Annotated in this window: 15 protein-coding genes; 1 reads left to right on the top strand and 14 read right to left on the bottom strand. The window is 70.5% G+C overall.

The window, feature by feature from the left end; translation table 11 throughout:
- Window positions 1–4: 4 nt before the first annotated feature.
- A complete protein-coding gene (locus WPS_RS00135) occupies window positions 5–1,732 on the top strand; it encodes a pilus assembly protein N-terminal domain-containing protein (protein ID WP_317995843.1) in 1,728 nt (575 codons plus the stop codon).
- Between the two features lie 16 nt (window positions 1,733–1,748).
- On the opposite strand, the gene WPS_RS00130 is transcribed toward WPS_RS00135, so the two are convergent.
- The 14 genes from WPS_RS00130 to fabZ form a co-directional block, all read right to left on the bottom strand.
- Window positions 1,749–2,771 carry a glycosyltransferase gene (locus tag WPS_RS00130; RefSeq protein ID WP_317995842.1) on the bottom strand — a complete coding sequence of 341 codons (1,023 nt, stop codon included), beginning with the start codon at window positions 2,769–2,771 and terminating at the stop codon, window positions 1,749–1,751.
- On the bottom strand, window positions 2,768–3,613 hold the full coding sequence (locus tag WPS_RS00125; RefSeq protein WP_317995841.1) for a tetratricopeptide repeat protein: 846 nt from the start codon (window positions 3,611–3,613) through the stop codon (window positions 2,768–2,770). Before WPS_RS00125 ends, WPS_RS00130 begins: the two co-directional genes overlap by 4 nt.
- An 86-nt stretch (window positions 3,614–3,699) precedes the next feature.
- Window positions 3,700–6,351 carry an S-layer homology domain-containing protein gene (locus WPS_RS00120; protein ID WP_317995840.1) on the bottom strand — a complete coding sequence of 884 codons (2,652 nt, stop codon included), beginning with the start codon at window positions 6,349–6,351 and terminating at the stop codon, window positions 3,700–3,702.
- 207 nt (window positions 6,352–6,558) lie between these two features.
- Entirely contained in the window at window positions 6,559–6,954 is a 396-nt protein-coding gene (locus WPS_RS00115) for a RuvC family protein (protein ID WP_317995839.1), read from the bottom strand.
- Between the two features lie 3 nt (window positions 6,955–6,957).
- Complete coding sequence (locus WPS_RS00110; protein ID WP_317995838.1) at window positions 6,958–7,917, bottom strand: DUF3084 domain-containing protein; 960 nt, start codon at window positions 7,915–7,917, stop codon at window positions 6,958–6,960.
- Between the two features lie 6 nt (window positions 7,918–7,923).
- Window positions 7,924–9,078, bottom strand: a complete 1,155-nt coding sequence (locus WPS_RS00105) for an LptF/LptG family permease (RefSeq protein WP_317995837.1) — start codon at window positions 9,076–9,078, stop codon at window positions 7,924–7,926.
- A complete protein-coding gene (lptB, locus tag WPS_RS00100) occupies window positions 9,075–9,815 on the bottom strand; it encodes an LPS export ABC transporter ATP-binding protein (protein WP_317995836.1) in 741 nt (246 codons plus the stop codon). The genes WPS_RS00105 and lptB overlap by 4 nt, the downstream gene beginning before the upstream one ends.
- Window positions 9,812–10,372: an LPS export ABC transporter periplasmic protein LptC gene (gene lptC, locus WPS_RS00095; RefSeq protein WP_317995835.1), complete on the bottom strand. Its 561-nt coding sequence runs from the start codon at window positions 10,370–10,372 to the stop codon at window positions 9,812–9,814. Before lptC ends, lptB begins: the two co-directional genes overlap by 4 nt.
- Window positions 10,362–11,546: an O-antigen ligase family protein gene (locus WPS_RS00090; RefSeq protein ID WP_317995834.1), complete on the bottom strand. Its 1,185-nt coding sequence runs from the start codon at window positions 11,544–11,546 to the stop codon at window positions 10,362–10,364. The genes lptC and WPS_RS00090 overlap by 11 nt, the downstream gene beginning before the upstream one ends.
- Entirely contained in the window at window positions 11,546–12,628 is a 1,083-nt protein-coding gene (locus WPS_RS00085; protein WP_317995833.1) for a hypothetical protein, read from the bottom strand. Before WPS_RS00085 ends, WPS_RS00090 begins: the two co-directional genes overlap by 1 nt.
- Entirely contained in the window at window positions 12,625–13,350 is a 726-nt protein-coding gene (locus tag WPS_RS00080; RefSeq protein ID WP_317995832.1) for a metallophosphoesterase, read from the bottom strand. Before WPS_RS00080 ends, WPS_RS00085 begins: the two co-directional genes overlap by 4 nt.
- Before the next feature lie 6 nt (window positions 13,351–13,356).
- Entirely contained in the window at window positions 13,357–14,502 is a 1,146-nt protein-coding gene (locus tag WPS_RS00075; RefSeq protein ID WP_317995831.1) for a lipid-A-disaccharide synthase, read from the bottom strand.
- A gap of 11 nt (window positions 14,503–14,513) precedes the next feature.
- Window positions 14,514–15,284, bottom strand: a complete 771-nt coding sequence (gene lpxA, locus WPS_RS00070; protein ID WP_317995830.1) for an acyl-ACP--UDP-N-acetylglucosamine O-acyltransferase — start codon at window positions 15,282–15,284, stop codon at window positions 14,514–14,516.
- Window positions 15,281–15,754, bottom strand: a complete 474-nt coding sequence (fabZ, locus tag WPS_RS00065; protein ID WP_317995829.1) for a 3-hydroxyacyl-ACP dehydratase FabZ — start codon at window positions 15,752–15,754, stop codon at window positions 15,281–15,283. The genes lpxA and fabZ overlap by 4 nt, the downstream gene beginning before the upstream one ends.
- Between the last annotated feature and the right edge of the window lie 17 nt (window positions 15,755–15,771).

The raw sequence follows: 15,771 nt of genomic DNA, 5'->3' as shown, positions 1-15,771 counted from the left end.
TCGCTTGCGACGCGTCATCGCGCCGTTTACTAGCCTTGCGTTCGTGTGTGCGCTCGCGTTCGCCGCGGCCGCGCAAGTGAATCCGCCGGTCCCGGCTCCGTCGGGGCCGGTGAATCCGCCGGGCGCGATCCCGACTCCGACGCCCCCGGCGACGACGGCACCCGCTCCGCGCGCGAGCGGCGCGGCCACGCCGTGGCCCGTCCCCGCCGGACCCGAGGAGACCGCCTCTCCCGTGCCGGCGCAGGCAACGCCCGCGCCGATCGCCACGCCGACCCCGCCGCCGATCATCGTCGATCCGCCGCAGGTCGGCGTCGAGCCGAACAAGACGGCGACCGCGCGCATCAACGGCGTGCTCGGGACGCTCAGCGTCACCGTCGCCGACGGAACGATCGCGACGGCGCAAGTCGATCAGGCGCAGCGCGTCCTCTTCGTCACCGGTATGAAGCTGGGGACGACCACGGTCACCGTTACCGACAGCCGCGGCGTCTCGCGCGACGTTCCGGTGCGCGTCGCGTACGCGGCCGGGAGTGCGGCCGACACGACGACGGTCCGCGTGACCGGCAACCCGGCGTCGGTGCTCTATCTGCGCGATGCGATCGCCGCCGCCGTCGAAGGCGCCGCCACCCTGCGCCCGGGCGCGTCGGTCGCGGTGACGCCCGAGCTCGTCCCGGTCAAACGCGACTTGGGAGTAGACGACCGCACCGAGATCGACGTGCCGGTGACGATCGCCGGTGACGGGTACTTCACCGTCAACGGCTCGACGCACGTGGTGCTCGAGAACGTCGCGCTGCCGCCGATCGAACCGGCGCGCCTGATGGTGAGCGACTATCCCGAACGCCTGAGCGCGAACGGCGTGCTCTTCAACGCGACGCTCGACCGCACGCAGGCACAGCGCTTTCTCTACTACCATTTCAACCCGTCGACCGAACCCGCGCGGCGGATCCTGCTCAAGGCGCGCAACGGCGGCAACGCGCCCGCGACGGTGCAGATGATCGACGGCGCCGCCGGGCCCGGCGGCAACGAGATGGAGATCGGCCATCTCTCGACCAAACGCTTTCTGGTGCGGCAGGCGCGGAACGAGGGCGTCGTGCGGACGCTGGCGCCCGGCGAGACGGTGAACCTCGTGAACCATCCGCTCCCGCCCGGCACGATCGTGAGCGCGGTGATGCAGCTGCGGCTGGTCAGCGGCGACCCGCTCGATCTCGCGCTCGTCGCGCAGGACGCGAAGTCGCCGTCGGATCTCTCGTTCGATACGACGCAGCTGCTCGTCGGCGGCGCACCGCACGCCCGCGGCACGTATCCCGTGCCGACGTTCTACTTCGACCGCACCTACGACGTCGCGGGCGACGATCTCGAGATCCCGATCGGTCAATTGCCGCTCCCGAACTTGCGCAGCGGCGAAGCGCTGAGCGGCGATTACGGCGTGCAGCAGACGATGAACGTCGTCATCGTCAACATGACGCGCGGACCGCACGCGGTCGCGCTCTACGCGAATCCGCGCGGCGGACGGGCGACGGGGACGTTTCTGATCGACGGGACCGTCGTGCAGGCGCACGCGCTGCCCGCGTTCTCGAAGTTCAAACTCTGGCAGGAGCGGATCAATCCCGGCACCTACCGCCGAATCCGCATCGTCACGATGCCCGAAGGCGGATCGTCGTATCCGCTGCGCTTGATCTTCGCACCCGACGACGGCTCGCCGGCACCCGGAGCCCCCGGCTCGCTGATCTACTGACCCGCGCGCTGAGCGCTCAGGCGGTGCGGGCGTAGATCGCCCGCATCGCGCGCGCGGCGGTCGTCCAGCTGAAACGGGTGCGGTGCGCGGCGCGCATTTGCGCCGCGTCGCGCTCGCGCGCTTCGGCAGCGGCGAGCACGGCGCGGATCTCGGCGGCCCACGCGGCGGGGTCGGCCGGCGGCAGCAGCGGCACCGACGCTCCCGCGACTTCGATGAGCGACGAGGTGTTCGCGGCGAGCGCCGGGAGCCCGGCGCAGAGCGCCTCCGCGAGCGCGTATCCGAAGCCCTCGTAGACTGACGGGACGAGCGCGCACGCGGCGCGGGCGTAGAGCTCGTCGAGTTCGGCGCGGTCGACGTAGCCGCGCAGCACGAGTCGATCCGTCACGCCGAGTTCCGCGGCACGTGCGCGGACGCGCTCCGCGTACCGCGTCTGCGGTCCGACCGAGACGATGCGCAGGTCCGGCACCGCGGCGAGCGCTTCGACCAGGACCAGCAGGTTCTTGCGCGCTTCGACGGTCCCGACGACGAGCGCGAAGGGTGCGTCGCGGTCGGGGTCGCGCACGATGCGCGCGAAGCGCTCGTCGACGCCGGGATAGACGACGTCGACGCGCGCATCGCCGTCGACGAGCTCGCGGTATTCGCTCGCGCTGAAGTTCGAGTCGCAGACGACGGCGCACGCGCCGCGGTATGCGCGCCGCTGCAGCGTCCCGAAGTAGGCGCGCGCGTACGCGCGCGTATGCGACTGCACGCGGAACCAGGCGAGGTCGTGCACGGTGACGAGCGCCGGCATCGTGCGCACGAGCGGCATCGTGCCGGCCGTCGCGTGGAGCAGCGTTGCGCCGCTGCGCGCGGCGGCGAGCGGGAGCAGGACTTGATCCCACATGACGCGCCGGTCGAACCGCCACGGGTCGATCCGGGGCGCGTGCAGCGCGCGGATCTCCACGCCTTCCGCGCGCAGCGCCCGTGCGAGATCGCGCTGGTAGGTGCCGATTCCGGTCGCGGTTCCGACGGCGAGCTGGGTGTCGAGTCCGACGATCACGTCGTGCAGCGGCGCAACGCCGCGCCGACGTTCGGGTCGTCGACGGGATCGCGCCCCGGCGCGTGCGCGAGCGCGCGCGCGCGGGCGAGCGCATCGCGCGCGGCGGCGCACTCCCCGCGCGCGGCGGCCGTCCATGCGAGGCCGGCGTACGCGTCGGCGCTGTCGGGGACGACGTCGGCGGCGCGGCGGTACCACCGCTGCGCTGCGCCGCGGTCGCCGTTCGCGAGTGCCTGATAGCCCGCTGCGAGCAGATACGTCTCTTCGTTCGGTGCCGACGCCAGCGCGCGTTCGTACGACGCCTGCGCGTCGCGCCACAGCGACGCGCGCCGCGCGGCGTCGCGGTAGCCGAGCAGGGCCTGCAGTTCACCCAGCCGCCACCACGCCTGCCCCGTCACCTCGGCGGCGCCGGCGTCGCCGGCAAGCCCTTCCACCAGCGCGCGCTGCGCGCTATACGCCGCCTCGGGATCGCGCTGCGCAAGCGCGTCGATCAGCGTCTGGGCGCGCACGGCGTCGCCGGCGCGCACGTACGCCGCGATCGCTCCGCCGGCGTCCCCCCGCGCCTGCGCGAGCTCGCCGCGCAGATCGTCGGTCGCGGCGCCCGGCGGCAGCGCGGCGACGAGCGCCGCGGCGTCGTCCAGATCGCCGGCGTAGATCGCCGCCGCGGCGCGCGCGCGCGCGTCGCCGGCGAAGCGGCGCAGCAGGCGCGGCGACGCGGCGTGGAGCGCGGCCGGGAGCGACGGCGCCGCGGCGAGGTCGCCCCAGGCAGCGCTCGACGCGAACTGGATAGCGCCCAGCACGATGACGGTCGCGACGCCGACCAGCGCCAAGACGAAACGCGGCACGTCGCTCCCTACAACGACGAGAGCCCAGGACCTCGCGGTCCCGGGCTCTTCTGCTTCACGTGCGGGCCGCCGCAGCGGCGCCGCCGTCAGAACCGGATCGTGAAGTTGAGATCTTCGCGATTTTGGTTGAAGTTGTACGTCGGCAGGACGTTGTCCGTGTACTTCTGGTTGCGGAACAGCGCCGAGACCGAGCTCGTCGTCTTGGGGATGTTGTACGTCAGCGTCGCCTGGTACTGGTCCTTGCGCTGCGCGATGTTCTGACCGAACGTCGTCCCATAGGAACCGTGGTACGTCTGCGTCGAGTAGGCGCCCGCGAGGACGAGGTCCTTCGTGAGCGGCAACGAGGCACCGGCGTTGTACGTCGTGTGGCGTTCGTTGATGTAGTTCGGGTAGAACAGCACCGGAGTCGCACCGCTCGCGTAGTACGTCGTCGCCGCCGCGCCGGCCGCCGCGTCCGGTCCGCCCGCGTTCGGGTTGAACGGCACGTAGGCATATGCGGTCTTGTCGTTGCGCGAGAGCAGTTCGGTCTCGGCGCTCAGGTTGACCGAGGCCTTCGTTCCGAACACCGGGACGCCGAAGGTCACGCCGCCGTTGAACTTATCCAGCGTGAGCTTCTGCCCCGAGGCGAAGCCCGGACCGTAGGCCAGCTGGCCGAATCCGTTGGGCGTCAGTTCGGAGAGATGCTGGCCGAGCACGTTCACGCTGAACGGCAGATCGCCGACCTTCAGCGGGACGGTCGCGTTGAGCGTGAAGCCCTGAGAGTTCGGCGCGAACGCGCTGAAATACTGAGGGCCGCTGGCGACGAACGGGTTGAACACCGGGTAGATGTACGTGAGCCCCGCATTCGTGCGCGTTGTCGTTCCGACGGCGCGGTCGAATGTGGTGTTGATCGCCAGGTTGTTCGCGAACCCGAAGAACTGCGGGAAGAAGTTCCCGCGCCAGAACTGGAACGTCGAGGGCGAGTTGCCGAAGTAACGCAGCGGACCGCCGTCGAGGAAGTTCGGGCCGACGGCCTGGTACTGCAGCGTCGCCGTCGCTTGATAGAGCTTCAGGCGCAGGCCGACCACGCCGGCGCTGTCGGTGACCGCAGGCGTGTTGTAGAAGTCCGGCGTGTATTTGCTGTACGCGCCCTCCGCGAACAGCACCGGGTGCTGCGTCTTGTCGCCGCCCAGCGTGATGAACCACAGCGGCAGCTGCGCGTCGAGACCGAACACCGTGTCGCTCACCACGCCCAGACCGTTCCCCGCGGCGTTGCCGTTGGGAGCCGACTGGTAGAAGTTGAACCCTTGCGAGTTCGAGAGGTCGGCGAAGTCGAAGATGCGGCTGACCGAGACGCCGACTTCAGCGCCCGGGAGGCCTTTGATCTTCTGGTTGATGCGCGCGTTGGCGTGGTAGCGCTGGTACTGGTCGTTGTTGTTGTACGTCAGCCCGACGTAGGCGATCTGCACGACCGTCCCCGCGGGGAGCGGGGTCGTGAAGACGACCTGGTTGGTCTGATCGATGTAGTACCACGCGTTCGCGGCGATCGGACACGCACCGCCGGCCGGCGTCAGCGCGGCCGAGGAGCACGGGGTCCCGTTGACCGCCGAGATGTAGACGGTGCCGATCTGCGCCTTGCGCGAGAGGTACACCGAGCTGATGTTCCCGCCGTTCGCGGTGAACGTGTCGATGCGCAGCGCGCCGGTCGGCGAGCCGGGCGCGCCGGGCTGGAAGTAACTCGTCTGCGGACGGGTCACGGTGAAGAAATAATTGTTTTGGGCGAACTCGCCGTTGGGATCGGCGACGTTGGTCTGCGTGTTGATCAGCGACTGATCCATGCGCGTCCACGAGAACTGGAATTCGGTGAGGCCGCTCAGGACGCCGCCGATCTCGAAGCCCTTCTCGTACGGCTGGACCGGGTTCTCGTAGCCGGGACCCTGCTGGGTCGCGTCGGGAGCGCGGTACGTCAGACCGACGCGCGACGACTTGAGATCGTCGAGCTGGCCGTCACGCAGATAGATGTTGGTGAACGCGCCGGCTTTGGCGATCTTCACCACCACGTCGGGCTGGATCGAGTACTTCGCGTTGGGCGTGAATTCGCCGCCGAACTGGAAGTTCATGATGTGGATCGGCAGCGAAACCGTCAGGTTCTCGTTGATCGTGTAGATGAAATTCAGACGATCTTCGAACCGGATCAGGTTGCCGGGCCCGGTCTGCTCGAGCGCGCTGTTGTTCGACGGCGACGTCAGGAAGACGGCCACGAATGGATCGATGCCGGCATGCGTGATCGTTTGCGGAATAACATAGCGCTGCCGGTTCGAGTTGTTGTCGCCGATCGTGCCGTGGAGCTGGATCGACTGCGCGAACTTCGTGCGCTTGTCGAGGGCGTCGAGCGCGTCTTCGAGGTTGGTGACGCGGACGCCGAGCGAATCGAGCTCGTCTTTGAGCGCGTCGATCAGCTTTTGGAGCTTGTCGAGATCGGCCTTGGAGGCATACCCCGCGCCGTTGGCTTGCAGCTTTGCGATGACGCGTGCGACGAGCACGGCCATTTCGTAGCGCGTCAGCGGTCGGTCGCCCTTGAATTTTCCGTCGGGATACCCCTCGACCAGGCCGTCGGCCGCGAGCGACTGGATCGCTTGATACGCCCAGTGGTTCGCAGGTACATCCGAAAACGGCGTGGCGGAGGCGCTCTGACCCAACGCCAAGAGCGAACTCACCGAGAAGCCCGCTGCGAGGACGAGGGTAGCGAGACGCTTCATCGTTTCCTCCGAGAAAGGTGCGGCGTGCTGCTCCATCCGGCTGCGGCCTCGCCCCGGCGGCCGATCGGGTATCCCTGTTCCCCCTGATCGTAACCGGCGAAAAGAACCCGTCCCGGTGTGGAACCGCGGCGGGCACGACGAGAACGCGCTCGAATCGGAACGCATGCCAACGTCGCTATACCGAAGCGACCGTGGCGACTCCTCCCCTCAGCGCGCCGAGTCGAGATAGCGCTGCGCGATCAGCAGCGCCGCGTAATCGTCGATCGGACGATCCGGGAGCAGCATCCCGCGCGGGACCAGCCGGCGCCATCCGCGCGGCGGATGGTCGGCGAAGAATCGAGCCCGGGCGAGGAGCGTCGTCTCGCGCTCGTCGACGAGTTCCGAGCGCAGTCCCAGCCCCCGGACGACCTCCGCGACGGCGTCGGCGTTCGTCCCGCGGCCGATCGCGGCGACCTCCGCCGGATGGCTCGCCAGGATCGCGCGCAGGCGCCGCTCCAGCTCACCGATCGGGACGATCTCGAGCAGCAGAGGACGTCCGACGCCGGCGTCGACCAGCGCGACGCCGCACTTGCGGGTGCCCGGATCGAGCCCGAGGATCGTCATCGTTCAGGACCGCGGCGCGAGCGTGACGCCGATCGTGAACTGCGCCGTGTGGGGGTAGAGGTCGCCGACCGAGCGCGCGATCACCCGGAAGCGGCCCTTCACCCGCGCTACCTGAGCGGCGACGGCGTCGAGTTTCGCCGGATCGAAGCCGCTGGGGAACGCGAAGAACGGGTAGGGCATCCCGCGCTGCGCGAGCGCCGCATATGCGCGGCTCTGCAGGAGCGAGTAATCGAGCTGCGAGAGCGGCCGTCCGCCCTCGACGTCGATCGACGCGATCTCCTCGTCGCCGACGTAGAGCCGCTTGTCGGGCCACGACCCGAACGAGAAGCTCATCGTCTCGCCGCGGAAGAGATTCTGCGAGGCGATCGGGAGGAACAGCAGCGTCGACTTCCCGTCGCCGACGGAGGCGAAGTGCTCGCGCGCGTCCTGCAGCACGCGGATCAGATCGGCCCGCACCCGCGCGTCGGTCGAGCGGCTCTTGGTCGGCAGCAGCCCCATCCGCGGCGCGTTCTGGTTCGCGATGCGGACCGTGTCGTCGAAAAAAGCCGAGAAGACGCGCAACTGCTCGGCTTCCGGGAGCGACGTGTTGAGCAGAACGCCGGGTCCGACGAGCGCGCCCTTCTGCACGACGATGTTGGAGTTGCGCGTCGTGTTGAGTTCCTGCTGCTGCGCGATCGCCTGCGCCTGGAGCGCGTTGATCTCTGCGTTGAGCTGGCCCAGGCGGAAGAACGCGGTGCGCACCTGGCTCGAGGCGAGCAGCGCGATCAGCGTGACGCACAGCGCGATCAGCATCCCGGTCGCGACCGCGACGATCGTCGACGTGTACTTCGGGCGCAGGCCGAACAGCGTCAGCCGCTTGCGGCCGACCTGATGTCCGACGCGGTCGCCGATGTAGGCGATCCCGCCGGCGACGATCGCGATCCCGATGACCGAGAGGACGCCGGGGATCCAGGTGAAGCTCATCGCGCGCTACGCCCGCGACGCGCGGCGCAGCAGCACCGCACCGATGATCGTGAAGAGCAGGTTGGGCGTCCACGCGGCGATCCCGGCGAGCCACACGGCGGCGCCGCCGATCGACAGAAACACGGTCGAGATGACGTAGTAGACGAAGACCACGGCGACCGCGATCCCGAAGCCAAGTCCGGTCCCGCCGCCGCGCACCGGGCGCAGCCCGAACGAGACGGCGATAAGCGTGAACACGAACGCCGCGAACGGCCGCGCGAGCTTCGCCGAGTACGTCGCCGTGAAGAGGTTGCGCTGCTGCGGCGAGAGCTGCCCCGAGTCGATGCGCTCCTTGATCTCAGCGCGCGAGAGATCTTCGGGGTTGGAGATCTGCAGCGACTGCTTCGCGATCTGGTTCGGGCGCTCGCCGATGTCGACTTGCAAGCCGCCCGGGAACGTGCCGGTCTGCGTCTGCCCGTCCTGCGAGAACGCGTAGGTGCGCGCGTTCTCGAAGTGCCACGTCGGCTGCGTGTATGTCGCGCGGTCGGCGACGATGAACTCGCGCGGCTTCTGCTGCGCGTCGTAACGGATCACGGTGACGTTGAGCAGCGCCTGCCGTTCGACGTCGAACGCGCCGGCGATCGTAACTTGCTTCCCGCCGCCCGGCAGCGGCGTCACCGCCGAGAGGTTCGAGAGTGCCGGCGAGACGTGCTCGATCACCGCTTGCCGCACGTACGCCGCCTTGTCGTTGGCGAACGGGACGAACAGCTCCTGAACGATCAGCGCGAAGAGCGAGATGAGCAGCCCGACGATGAGCAGCGGTGCGACGATGCGCGCCAGCGAGACGCCGCCGGCCTTGAACGCGATGACCTCGCTGTCGCCGGAGAGCCGCTGCATCGCGAGCAGCGTTCCGAGCAGCATCGCCATCGGGATCACCAGCAGCAGATACTGCGGCATCCCCCACAGGAAGTATTCGACCGCCGCCCACAGCGGCGCGTGTTCTTCGGAGACCAGCCGGCCGATCGCGAGGATCTGCGTGGCGACGAAGATCAGCGTGAACGCCGAGAGCCCGAACAGAAACGGGCCGCGCAGTTCGGCGATCAGGTAGCGGTCCATGATCGTCGGCGGCCATAGCGGCGCGCGCCGCGCGTGCGCGCTCGAAGCGGGCGCGGCGGCGATCACAAGCGGAACCCTTCGCCGAGATAAAACTTGCGCGCCACCGGCGAATCGAGGACGTCCTGCGCCGAACCGCTCACTTCGATCCGGCCGTCGTTGAGGATGTACGCACGATCGACGATTGCGAGCGTCTCGCGCACCTGGTGGTCGGTGATCAGCACGCCGAGTCCGCGCTCGCGCAGTTGGCGGATCATCGCCTGGATGTCGGCGACGGCGATCGGGTCGATCCCGGTGAACGGTTCGTCGAGCAGCAAAAACGCCGGTTCGGTCGCGATCGCGCGCGCGATCTCGACGCGGCGGCGCTCGCCGCCGGAGAGCGAATCCCCGCGCTGGTCGACGAAGTCGAGCAATCCGAACTCGGCGAGCAACTCGGGGAGTCGCCGCTCGCGCTCGGCGGCCGGCACGCCGTTCATCTCCCAGATCAGGCGCAGGTTGTCGCCGACGGAGAGCTTGCGGAAGATCGAGTTCTCCTGCGCGAGATAACCGATCCCGGCGCGCGCGCGCACGTGCATCGGCGAGCGCGTGATCTCGAACGTGTCGCCGTCGTGGCGCTCGAGCGTGACGGTCCCGCCGTCGGGCTTCACCAGCCCGACGACCATGTAGAACGTCGTCGTCTTGCCGGCGCCGTTGGGGCCGAGCAGCCCGACGACTTCGCCGCGCTGCACCACGGCGCTGACCTCTTTGACGACGGTGCGCTGACCGTATTTCTTGACGAGATCGCGCAGGACGATGCGATCGGTCAAGCCGCGCTCCCGGAGGTCACGCGCGCGTCGTGCAGCCGCACGTCGCCGTCGAGCCGGTCGCCGCTCAGCCGCAGGCCGTCGGGCGAGGTGAGGACGACGTGCCCCGTTCCGAGCAAACGCTCCGTTCCCGCATCGTAGCGCAAGGAATCGCAGGTCAAAACGCCGCCTTCCGCGGTTCGCGCGTGCACGCCGCCCGTCATATCGATACTCTTGTCGCGTTGTTTCACGGTGGCCTTCGGCGCGTCGGCGACCGTGACCGATCCGGTCTTGTCGTAGAACGTGATGTGCGGGTGATCGAGCCGCCCGACGCCGTTGGTGCCGAGTGCGTCGCCCTCGAACTGCACCGCGCGGATGGTGTAGATCTTGCGATTCGCCTTCGTCTCGCTCAGCACCGCGGGCTGACCGGGTTTTCCGGCGCCGACGACGTGCACCGGCACGGGGGTCGCGGTCGCGGTCGGGGCGGGCGAGCCGCCGCCCGGCGCCGGCGCAGGCGCCTTCGGCGCACACCCCGCCGCGACGGCGAGGAGCAGGAGCGTGCAGAGCGGCTTAGCGGGCATCGGTGCGTACTACGGCGAGCGCGAGCGGCACGACCTGGAGACCGAGCACGAAGAACAGCGAGATCGTGTTGATCGTGCAGTCGACGAACAGCGCGGTGAGCCCCGCCGCGAGGCCGAGCGCGAGCATTCGCGCGGCAGGGCGGGCTGTCGCCGCCGCGACCGCGACGGCCCGCATCACGGTCGCGAACGACGCCGAGAGGGTGATCAGCGCGAGCAGCCCGCCGTCGGCGGCAAACGCGATCGGGAGCGAGTGCGGGTCGAACGCGACCGGGGTGCGCGGGCCCGGCGCCTCGGGCGGCCGGACGGTGTCGTAGGTCCGCGAGAACGCCAGCGGGCCGACGCCCAGCAGCGGGAAGCGTTCGAAGGTGGTGATCCCGGCGCGCCAGGCGACGGCGCGGGCCTCGGTGTCGCGCGGGTTGTGGTGGGTCGCGCCGGCCCACGCGTTCACGGCCAGGCCGGCGACGGCGACGGCCGCGGCGGCCGCGAGCAGCGCCCGCGAACGGGCGAGCAGCGCGTAGGCAGCGACGCCGCACACCGCGCTGAGCGCGCCCCAGCGCGAGAAGGTCGCACCGAGCGTCACCGCGAGGACCGCCGCGGCGGCGACGGCGAGCCGGTCGCGCCCGCGGCTCGCGACGGCGAGCGGGACCGCGACGCTCAGCAGAACGAGGGCGTAGGCGGCGAGTTCGTTCGGGTTCAGGAACGTCCCGACGGCGCGGCCGTTGTTGTACGCGTAAAGCGCCGCCGGCCGGTGCAGCACGAAGAGCGTGAGCGCCAGGGCGCCGGCGGCGAGCGCCGACCAGAGCAGGACGCGCAGGCACAGGCGGACGGTCGCGGCGTCGGCTTCGCGCGCCAGCGCGAGCCCGGCGCCGCCGACCCCGAGGACCAGCACCCCCAGGCCGATCCCGCTGAGCGGATCGAAGCCCGTCACCGCCGAGACGAGCGTCGCGAGCCCGGGCGCGAGGAACGCCAGGGTCAGCGCGTCGCGACGGACCGCCCGGGCGGCGGCCGGCACGACCGCGGCGAGCGCCGCCAGCGCGAGGAGCCCGGCCGCGGCGGTCGCGGCGTGCGGGATCAGCGGCGGAATGGGGGGCCGGGACGGGTCGAGCGCCGCGAAGGTCCCGTAGAGCGGGATGATCGCGCAGAGGACCGCGAGGCCGAGCGCGGAGGGGCGCATCACGCCGCGACGAGGGCGGCAACGGCGGCGGCGATCGCGTGCGCGCCGCCCGGTCCGCCCATCCGCTCGCGGCCGACCGCCCCCATCCGCGCGCGCCGCTCGCCGTCGGCGAGCAGGTCGGCGATCCGGGCCGCGGCCGCGGCGGGGTCGCCGGAGACGATCGCCAGCGCGTCCCCGAGGAGGCCGGCCTGGCGTTTGCGGTACCAGGCGACGCGCGGCGCGTCGTCGAGCTCGAGCGCGACGACCGGGAGCCCCTGCGCCGCTGCCGCCTCGTTGGCGGTCCCGCTCTGTCCGATCGCGAGCGTCGCGCCGGCGAAGATCGCGCCGAGCGGTCCGGTCCACGGCCGCAGGCCTCCGCGTTCGAGCGCCGGCGCGAAGCGCGCCGCGTCGAGGTTGGGTGCGATCGAGAGGACCGCGTCGAGCTCGCCGATCCGCTCGCGCAGCGCAGCGACGACGCCGGCGAGGCGCAGGGCATCGCCGTACGCGCGTTCGCGCGAGCCGGGAAGCAACGCGAGCCGCGGCGTCGCGTTCCACGCGACGCGCTCGTCGCTCGCGAGCAGGTCGACGATCACGTTGCCCGGCGCCTCCGCGGCGACGCCGTGCGCGCGCAGATCGGCCGCGGTCGCCGCGTCGCGCACGAAGATCCGCCGCGCGCCGCCGATGATGCGCCGTTCGAACGGGCCGTAGCGTGCGACGTAGACGCTCTTCGCGGTGCCGACGAACGCCAGCGGCGCGCCGGCCGTGCGCGCGAGCGCACAGGCGTACGCGTCGCCGACCGCGACGACCACGGCGTAGCGCGCGCGCGCCGAGCGCAGGAAACGGAGCTGGCGCGCGAAGAGCCCGGCGAACCCGGCGCCGAGATCGCGCGCGAACGCGCGGACGTTTCCCATCGCGACGAGGCCGCCCGACGGCATCGCGCGCTGCGGGCCGACGTCGGGAAAGTCGCCGCCGCCGAGCCGCTCGCCGACCAGCCCGAAGTGATCGGTGCGCACGGCGGCGAGCGCGCGCAGGTCCTGCGCGATCCGCGCCGCGATCGCCGCCTCGCCGTGACCGTTGGTCACGAAAAGCACCGCGGCGCTCACCGCAGCGGCTCGAGCGCGAAGTCCGTGATACGGGCGCGGCCGGCGGCGTCCTTCGCAAGCTCGGTGCGCGACACAAACGCACCGTAGGGCCCCGCGTGCACGATCGGCACGCCGCCGGCGTACTCCGGTTCGGGGAGCGTGTCGTGACTGTGGCCGCCGAGGATGAGATCGAGCCGGGGGACGCGCCGCGCGAGCAGACGGTCCGTACGAAGTCCGAGATGCGAGAGCGCGATCAGCACGACGTCGTCCGGAGTCTCGTTCGCGATGCGCTCCGCGACGCCGATCGGATCGGCGAAGCGCCAATCGAAGACGCGCTCCCACGGCGAACCCGCGGGATACTGCACGACGAGAAGGCCGAAAAAACGCAGCGTCCACGGCGTGCCCTCGGCATCGTCGCGCACCAGCGTCAGGTCGGCGGTGAACGGCACCCGGCCGCGCGCGCTCGTCAGGTTCGCGCACACCAGCGGGTGTCGCATCAGCGCGACGCGCGCGCGCACCGCCGCCGCGATGTAGTGGAACTCCCGATTGCCCATCGCCTGGACGTCGACGTGCGCGCGATCGAGTTCGCCGACGATCGGTTCGCGGCGATGGAAGACGGTCTGCGAGCCGCGGAGCGAGTCGCCGCAGTCGACGTAGAGCCCCGGCCGCGCGGCGCGCAACGCCAGGATCGGTTCGGCGATGTGCCGCCGGTCGTGGACGTCGCTGGTGTGATAGATCCGCACGAACGTTCAGAACGTTCCCGCCGCGAGCGCGCGGGCCGCCGGCACGCGATGCTCCGCGACGGTCGCCAGCACCCAATCGGCGTTGCGCTGCAGCGCATCGTGCGGGCCGAGCGCGGCGCGCGCGCGCGCATATCCGTCGCGCTGCGCCTGCGGCGCGTCGAGCAGCGCGAGCAGCGCGTCGGCGAGCGCCGCCGGCGTGGCCGCCTCCTGCACGAGTTCGGGGACGACCGGCTCGTCGAGGACGAGGTTCGGAATGGTGATGAACCGGCCGCGATAGATGCGGCGTGCGATCTTCGCCTGCGCTTCACCCAGGACGTACAGCGCGACGGCGGGCGTCTCGATCAGCGCCGCCTCGAGCACCGCGGTGCCGGACGCGATCGCCGCGGCGTCGGCGTCGCGCAGCACCGCGCGGGTGTCGCGCGCCAGCGTCACCGGGAGCGGCGAGCGGAATGCCAGCAGGTGTTCGATGTGCCGCTGCGCGTCGTCGTTCGCGGCGACGATCACCGCCTGCACGCCGGGGCGAACCTCGCGTACGCGCGCGAGCGCGTCGAGCAGCCGCGGCGTGTGGCGCTCGATCTCGCCGGCGCGGCTCCCGGGGAGCAGTGCGATCGTCCCGCCGCCGGCCGCCGCCGGCGGGCGTGGCGGGCGCGCTTCGATCGTCGAGACGAGCGGATGGCCGACGTAGCCGATCGGCAGGTGCAGCGAACGATAGAACTCCGCTTGATGGCGAAAGATCGTGAGCGGATCGCAGAGCGCCGCGACCTGCCGCGCGCGAACCGGATTGTCGAGCCACGCCGCCGGCGGCGCGTAGTACACGATCGGATTGCGGAAGCCGAAGCGGCGCAGCAGCCACGCGAAGCGCACGTTGAACGCGCCGAAGTCGATCAGCACGACGAAATCCGGGGCCGTCGTTCGCACGTGCAGCGCGAGGCGGATCGACGCGAGCCCCAAGCGCGGGATATTGCGCAACGCTTCGACGATTCCCAGCGTCGCCCAGCCGCGCGTGCGCTGCACGATGTGCACGCCGGCGGCGGCGAGCCGGTCGTCGCCGATCCCTTCGGCTTTCACGGCGACGCGCCGGCGCAGAGCACCGAGCAGATCGGCGGCGAGCAGTTCGCCCGACGCCTCACCGGTGCTGAAGAACGCGCGCATCGCCGCCCGCCCTACTTGAGGATCCCGCGTTCCGACGGGCCCTCGAGGAACGCGAGCAGGGCACGGCCTTCGGGCGTCTTCACCTGCTCGCGCAGCGCCGCGATCGCCTGCGAGAGGTTGCGCTCCGAGCGGTAGATCGTCTTGTACGCTTCCTTCAATTCGGCGCGCGCTTCGGCGGCGATCCCGTGACGGCGCAAGCCGACGGTGTTGAGCCCGTACGCCTGCGGCGGGTTCCCGTCGACGAGCAGAAACGGCGGAACGTCCTGGCCGATCTTCGTGTAGCCGCCGACGAACGCGTGGCGGCCGACGCGCACGCCCTGATGGATCCCGGCCATCCCGCCGATCCCCGCGTAGTCTTCGACGACGACGCCGCCGGCGAGCTGCGCGAGATTCGACATCGTGACGTGGTTGCCGATCCGGCAGTTGTGCGCGACGTGCACGTAGGCAAGCAGGAGCGAGTCGTCGCCGACCGCGGTGACGGTCTGGTCGCCGGTCCCGCGATGGATCGAGACGTATTCGCGGATCGTGGTGCGCGCGCCGATCTTCGTGTACGAGACCTCGTCGTCGGCGGCTTTGCGATCCTGTGACGGCGCGCCGATCGAGGTGAACGGATAGATCACCGTGTCGGCGCCGATCGACGTGCGCCCGTTGACGACGACGTGCGCGAGCAGCTTCGCCCCGGAATCGATCGTCACGTGTTCCCCGACGATGCAGTAGGGGCCGACCTCCACCGACTTCGCGATGGTCGCGTTCGGATGGACGATCGCGGTCGGATGGATCACAGGTGCAGCACGGTCGCGTCGTTGGCGAACGCCGACGGATCGATCGTGATCGAAAACGTCAGCTCCGCGCTGACGACGACCTTGCCGTCGACCTTCGCTTCGGCGCTGACCCAGCCGATGTTCAATTTCGTCTTCGTGACGCGCGCTTCCATGTCGAGCCGGTCGCCCGGGACGACCGGCCGTTTGAACTTCGCCTTGTCGACCGCGGCGAGGTACGGCACCTTGCGCGCCATGTCGCCGGGTTCGAGAATCGTCGTGCCGCCGAGCTGCGCGAGCGCCTCGATCATGTAGACGCCGGGGAACAGCGGGTTGCCCGGAAAGTGGCCCTGCAGCATCGGTTCGTTCGCGGTGACGTTCTTGTAGCCGCGCGCGAACGCGAACGGCTGGAGTTCGGTGATGCGGTCGATCAAGAGCAGCGGATAGCGATGCGGGAGGATCTTCATGATCTCGCGCACGTCGAGTGTCGGCACGTCGGGTGGTCCCTCGG

This window comes from Vulcanimicrobium alpinum (assembly GCF_027923555.1).
In the GTDB taxonomy this organism is placed as follows: domain Bacteria; phylum Vulcanimicrobiota; class Vulcanimicrobiia; order Vulcanimicrobiales; family Vulcanimicrobiaceae; genus Vulcanimicrobium; species Vulcanimicrobium alpinum.
The sequence above is the reverse complement of the archived record's forward strand: the minus strand, read 5'-3'. Positions and strand labels throughout refer to the sequence as shown.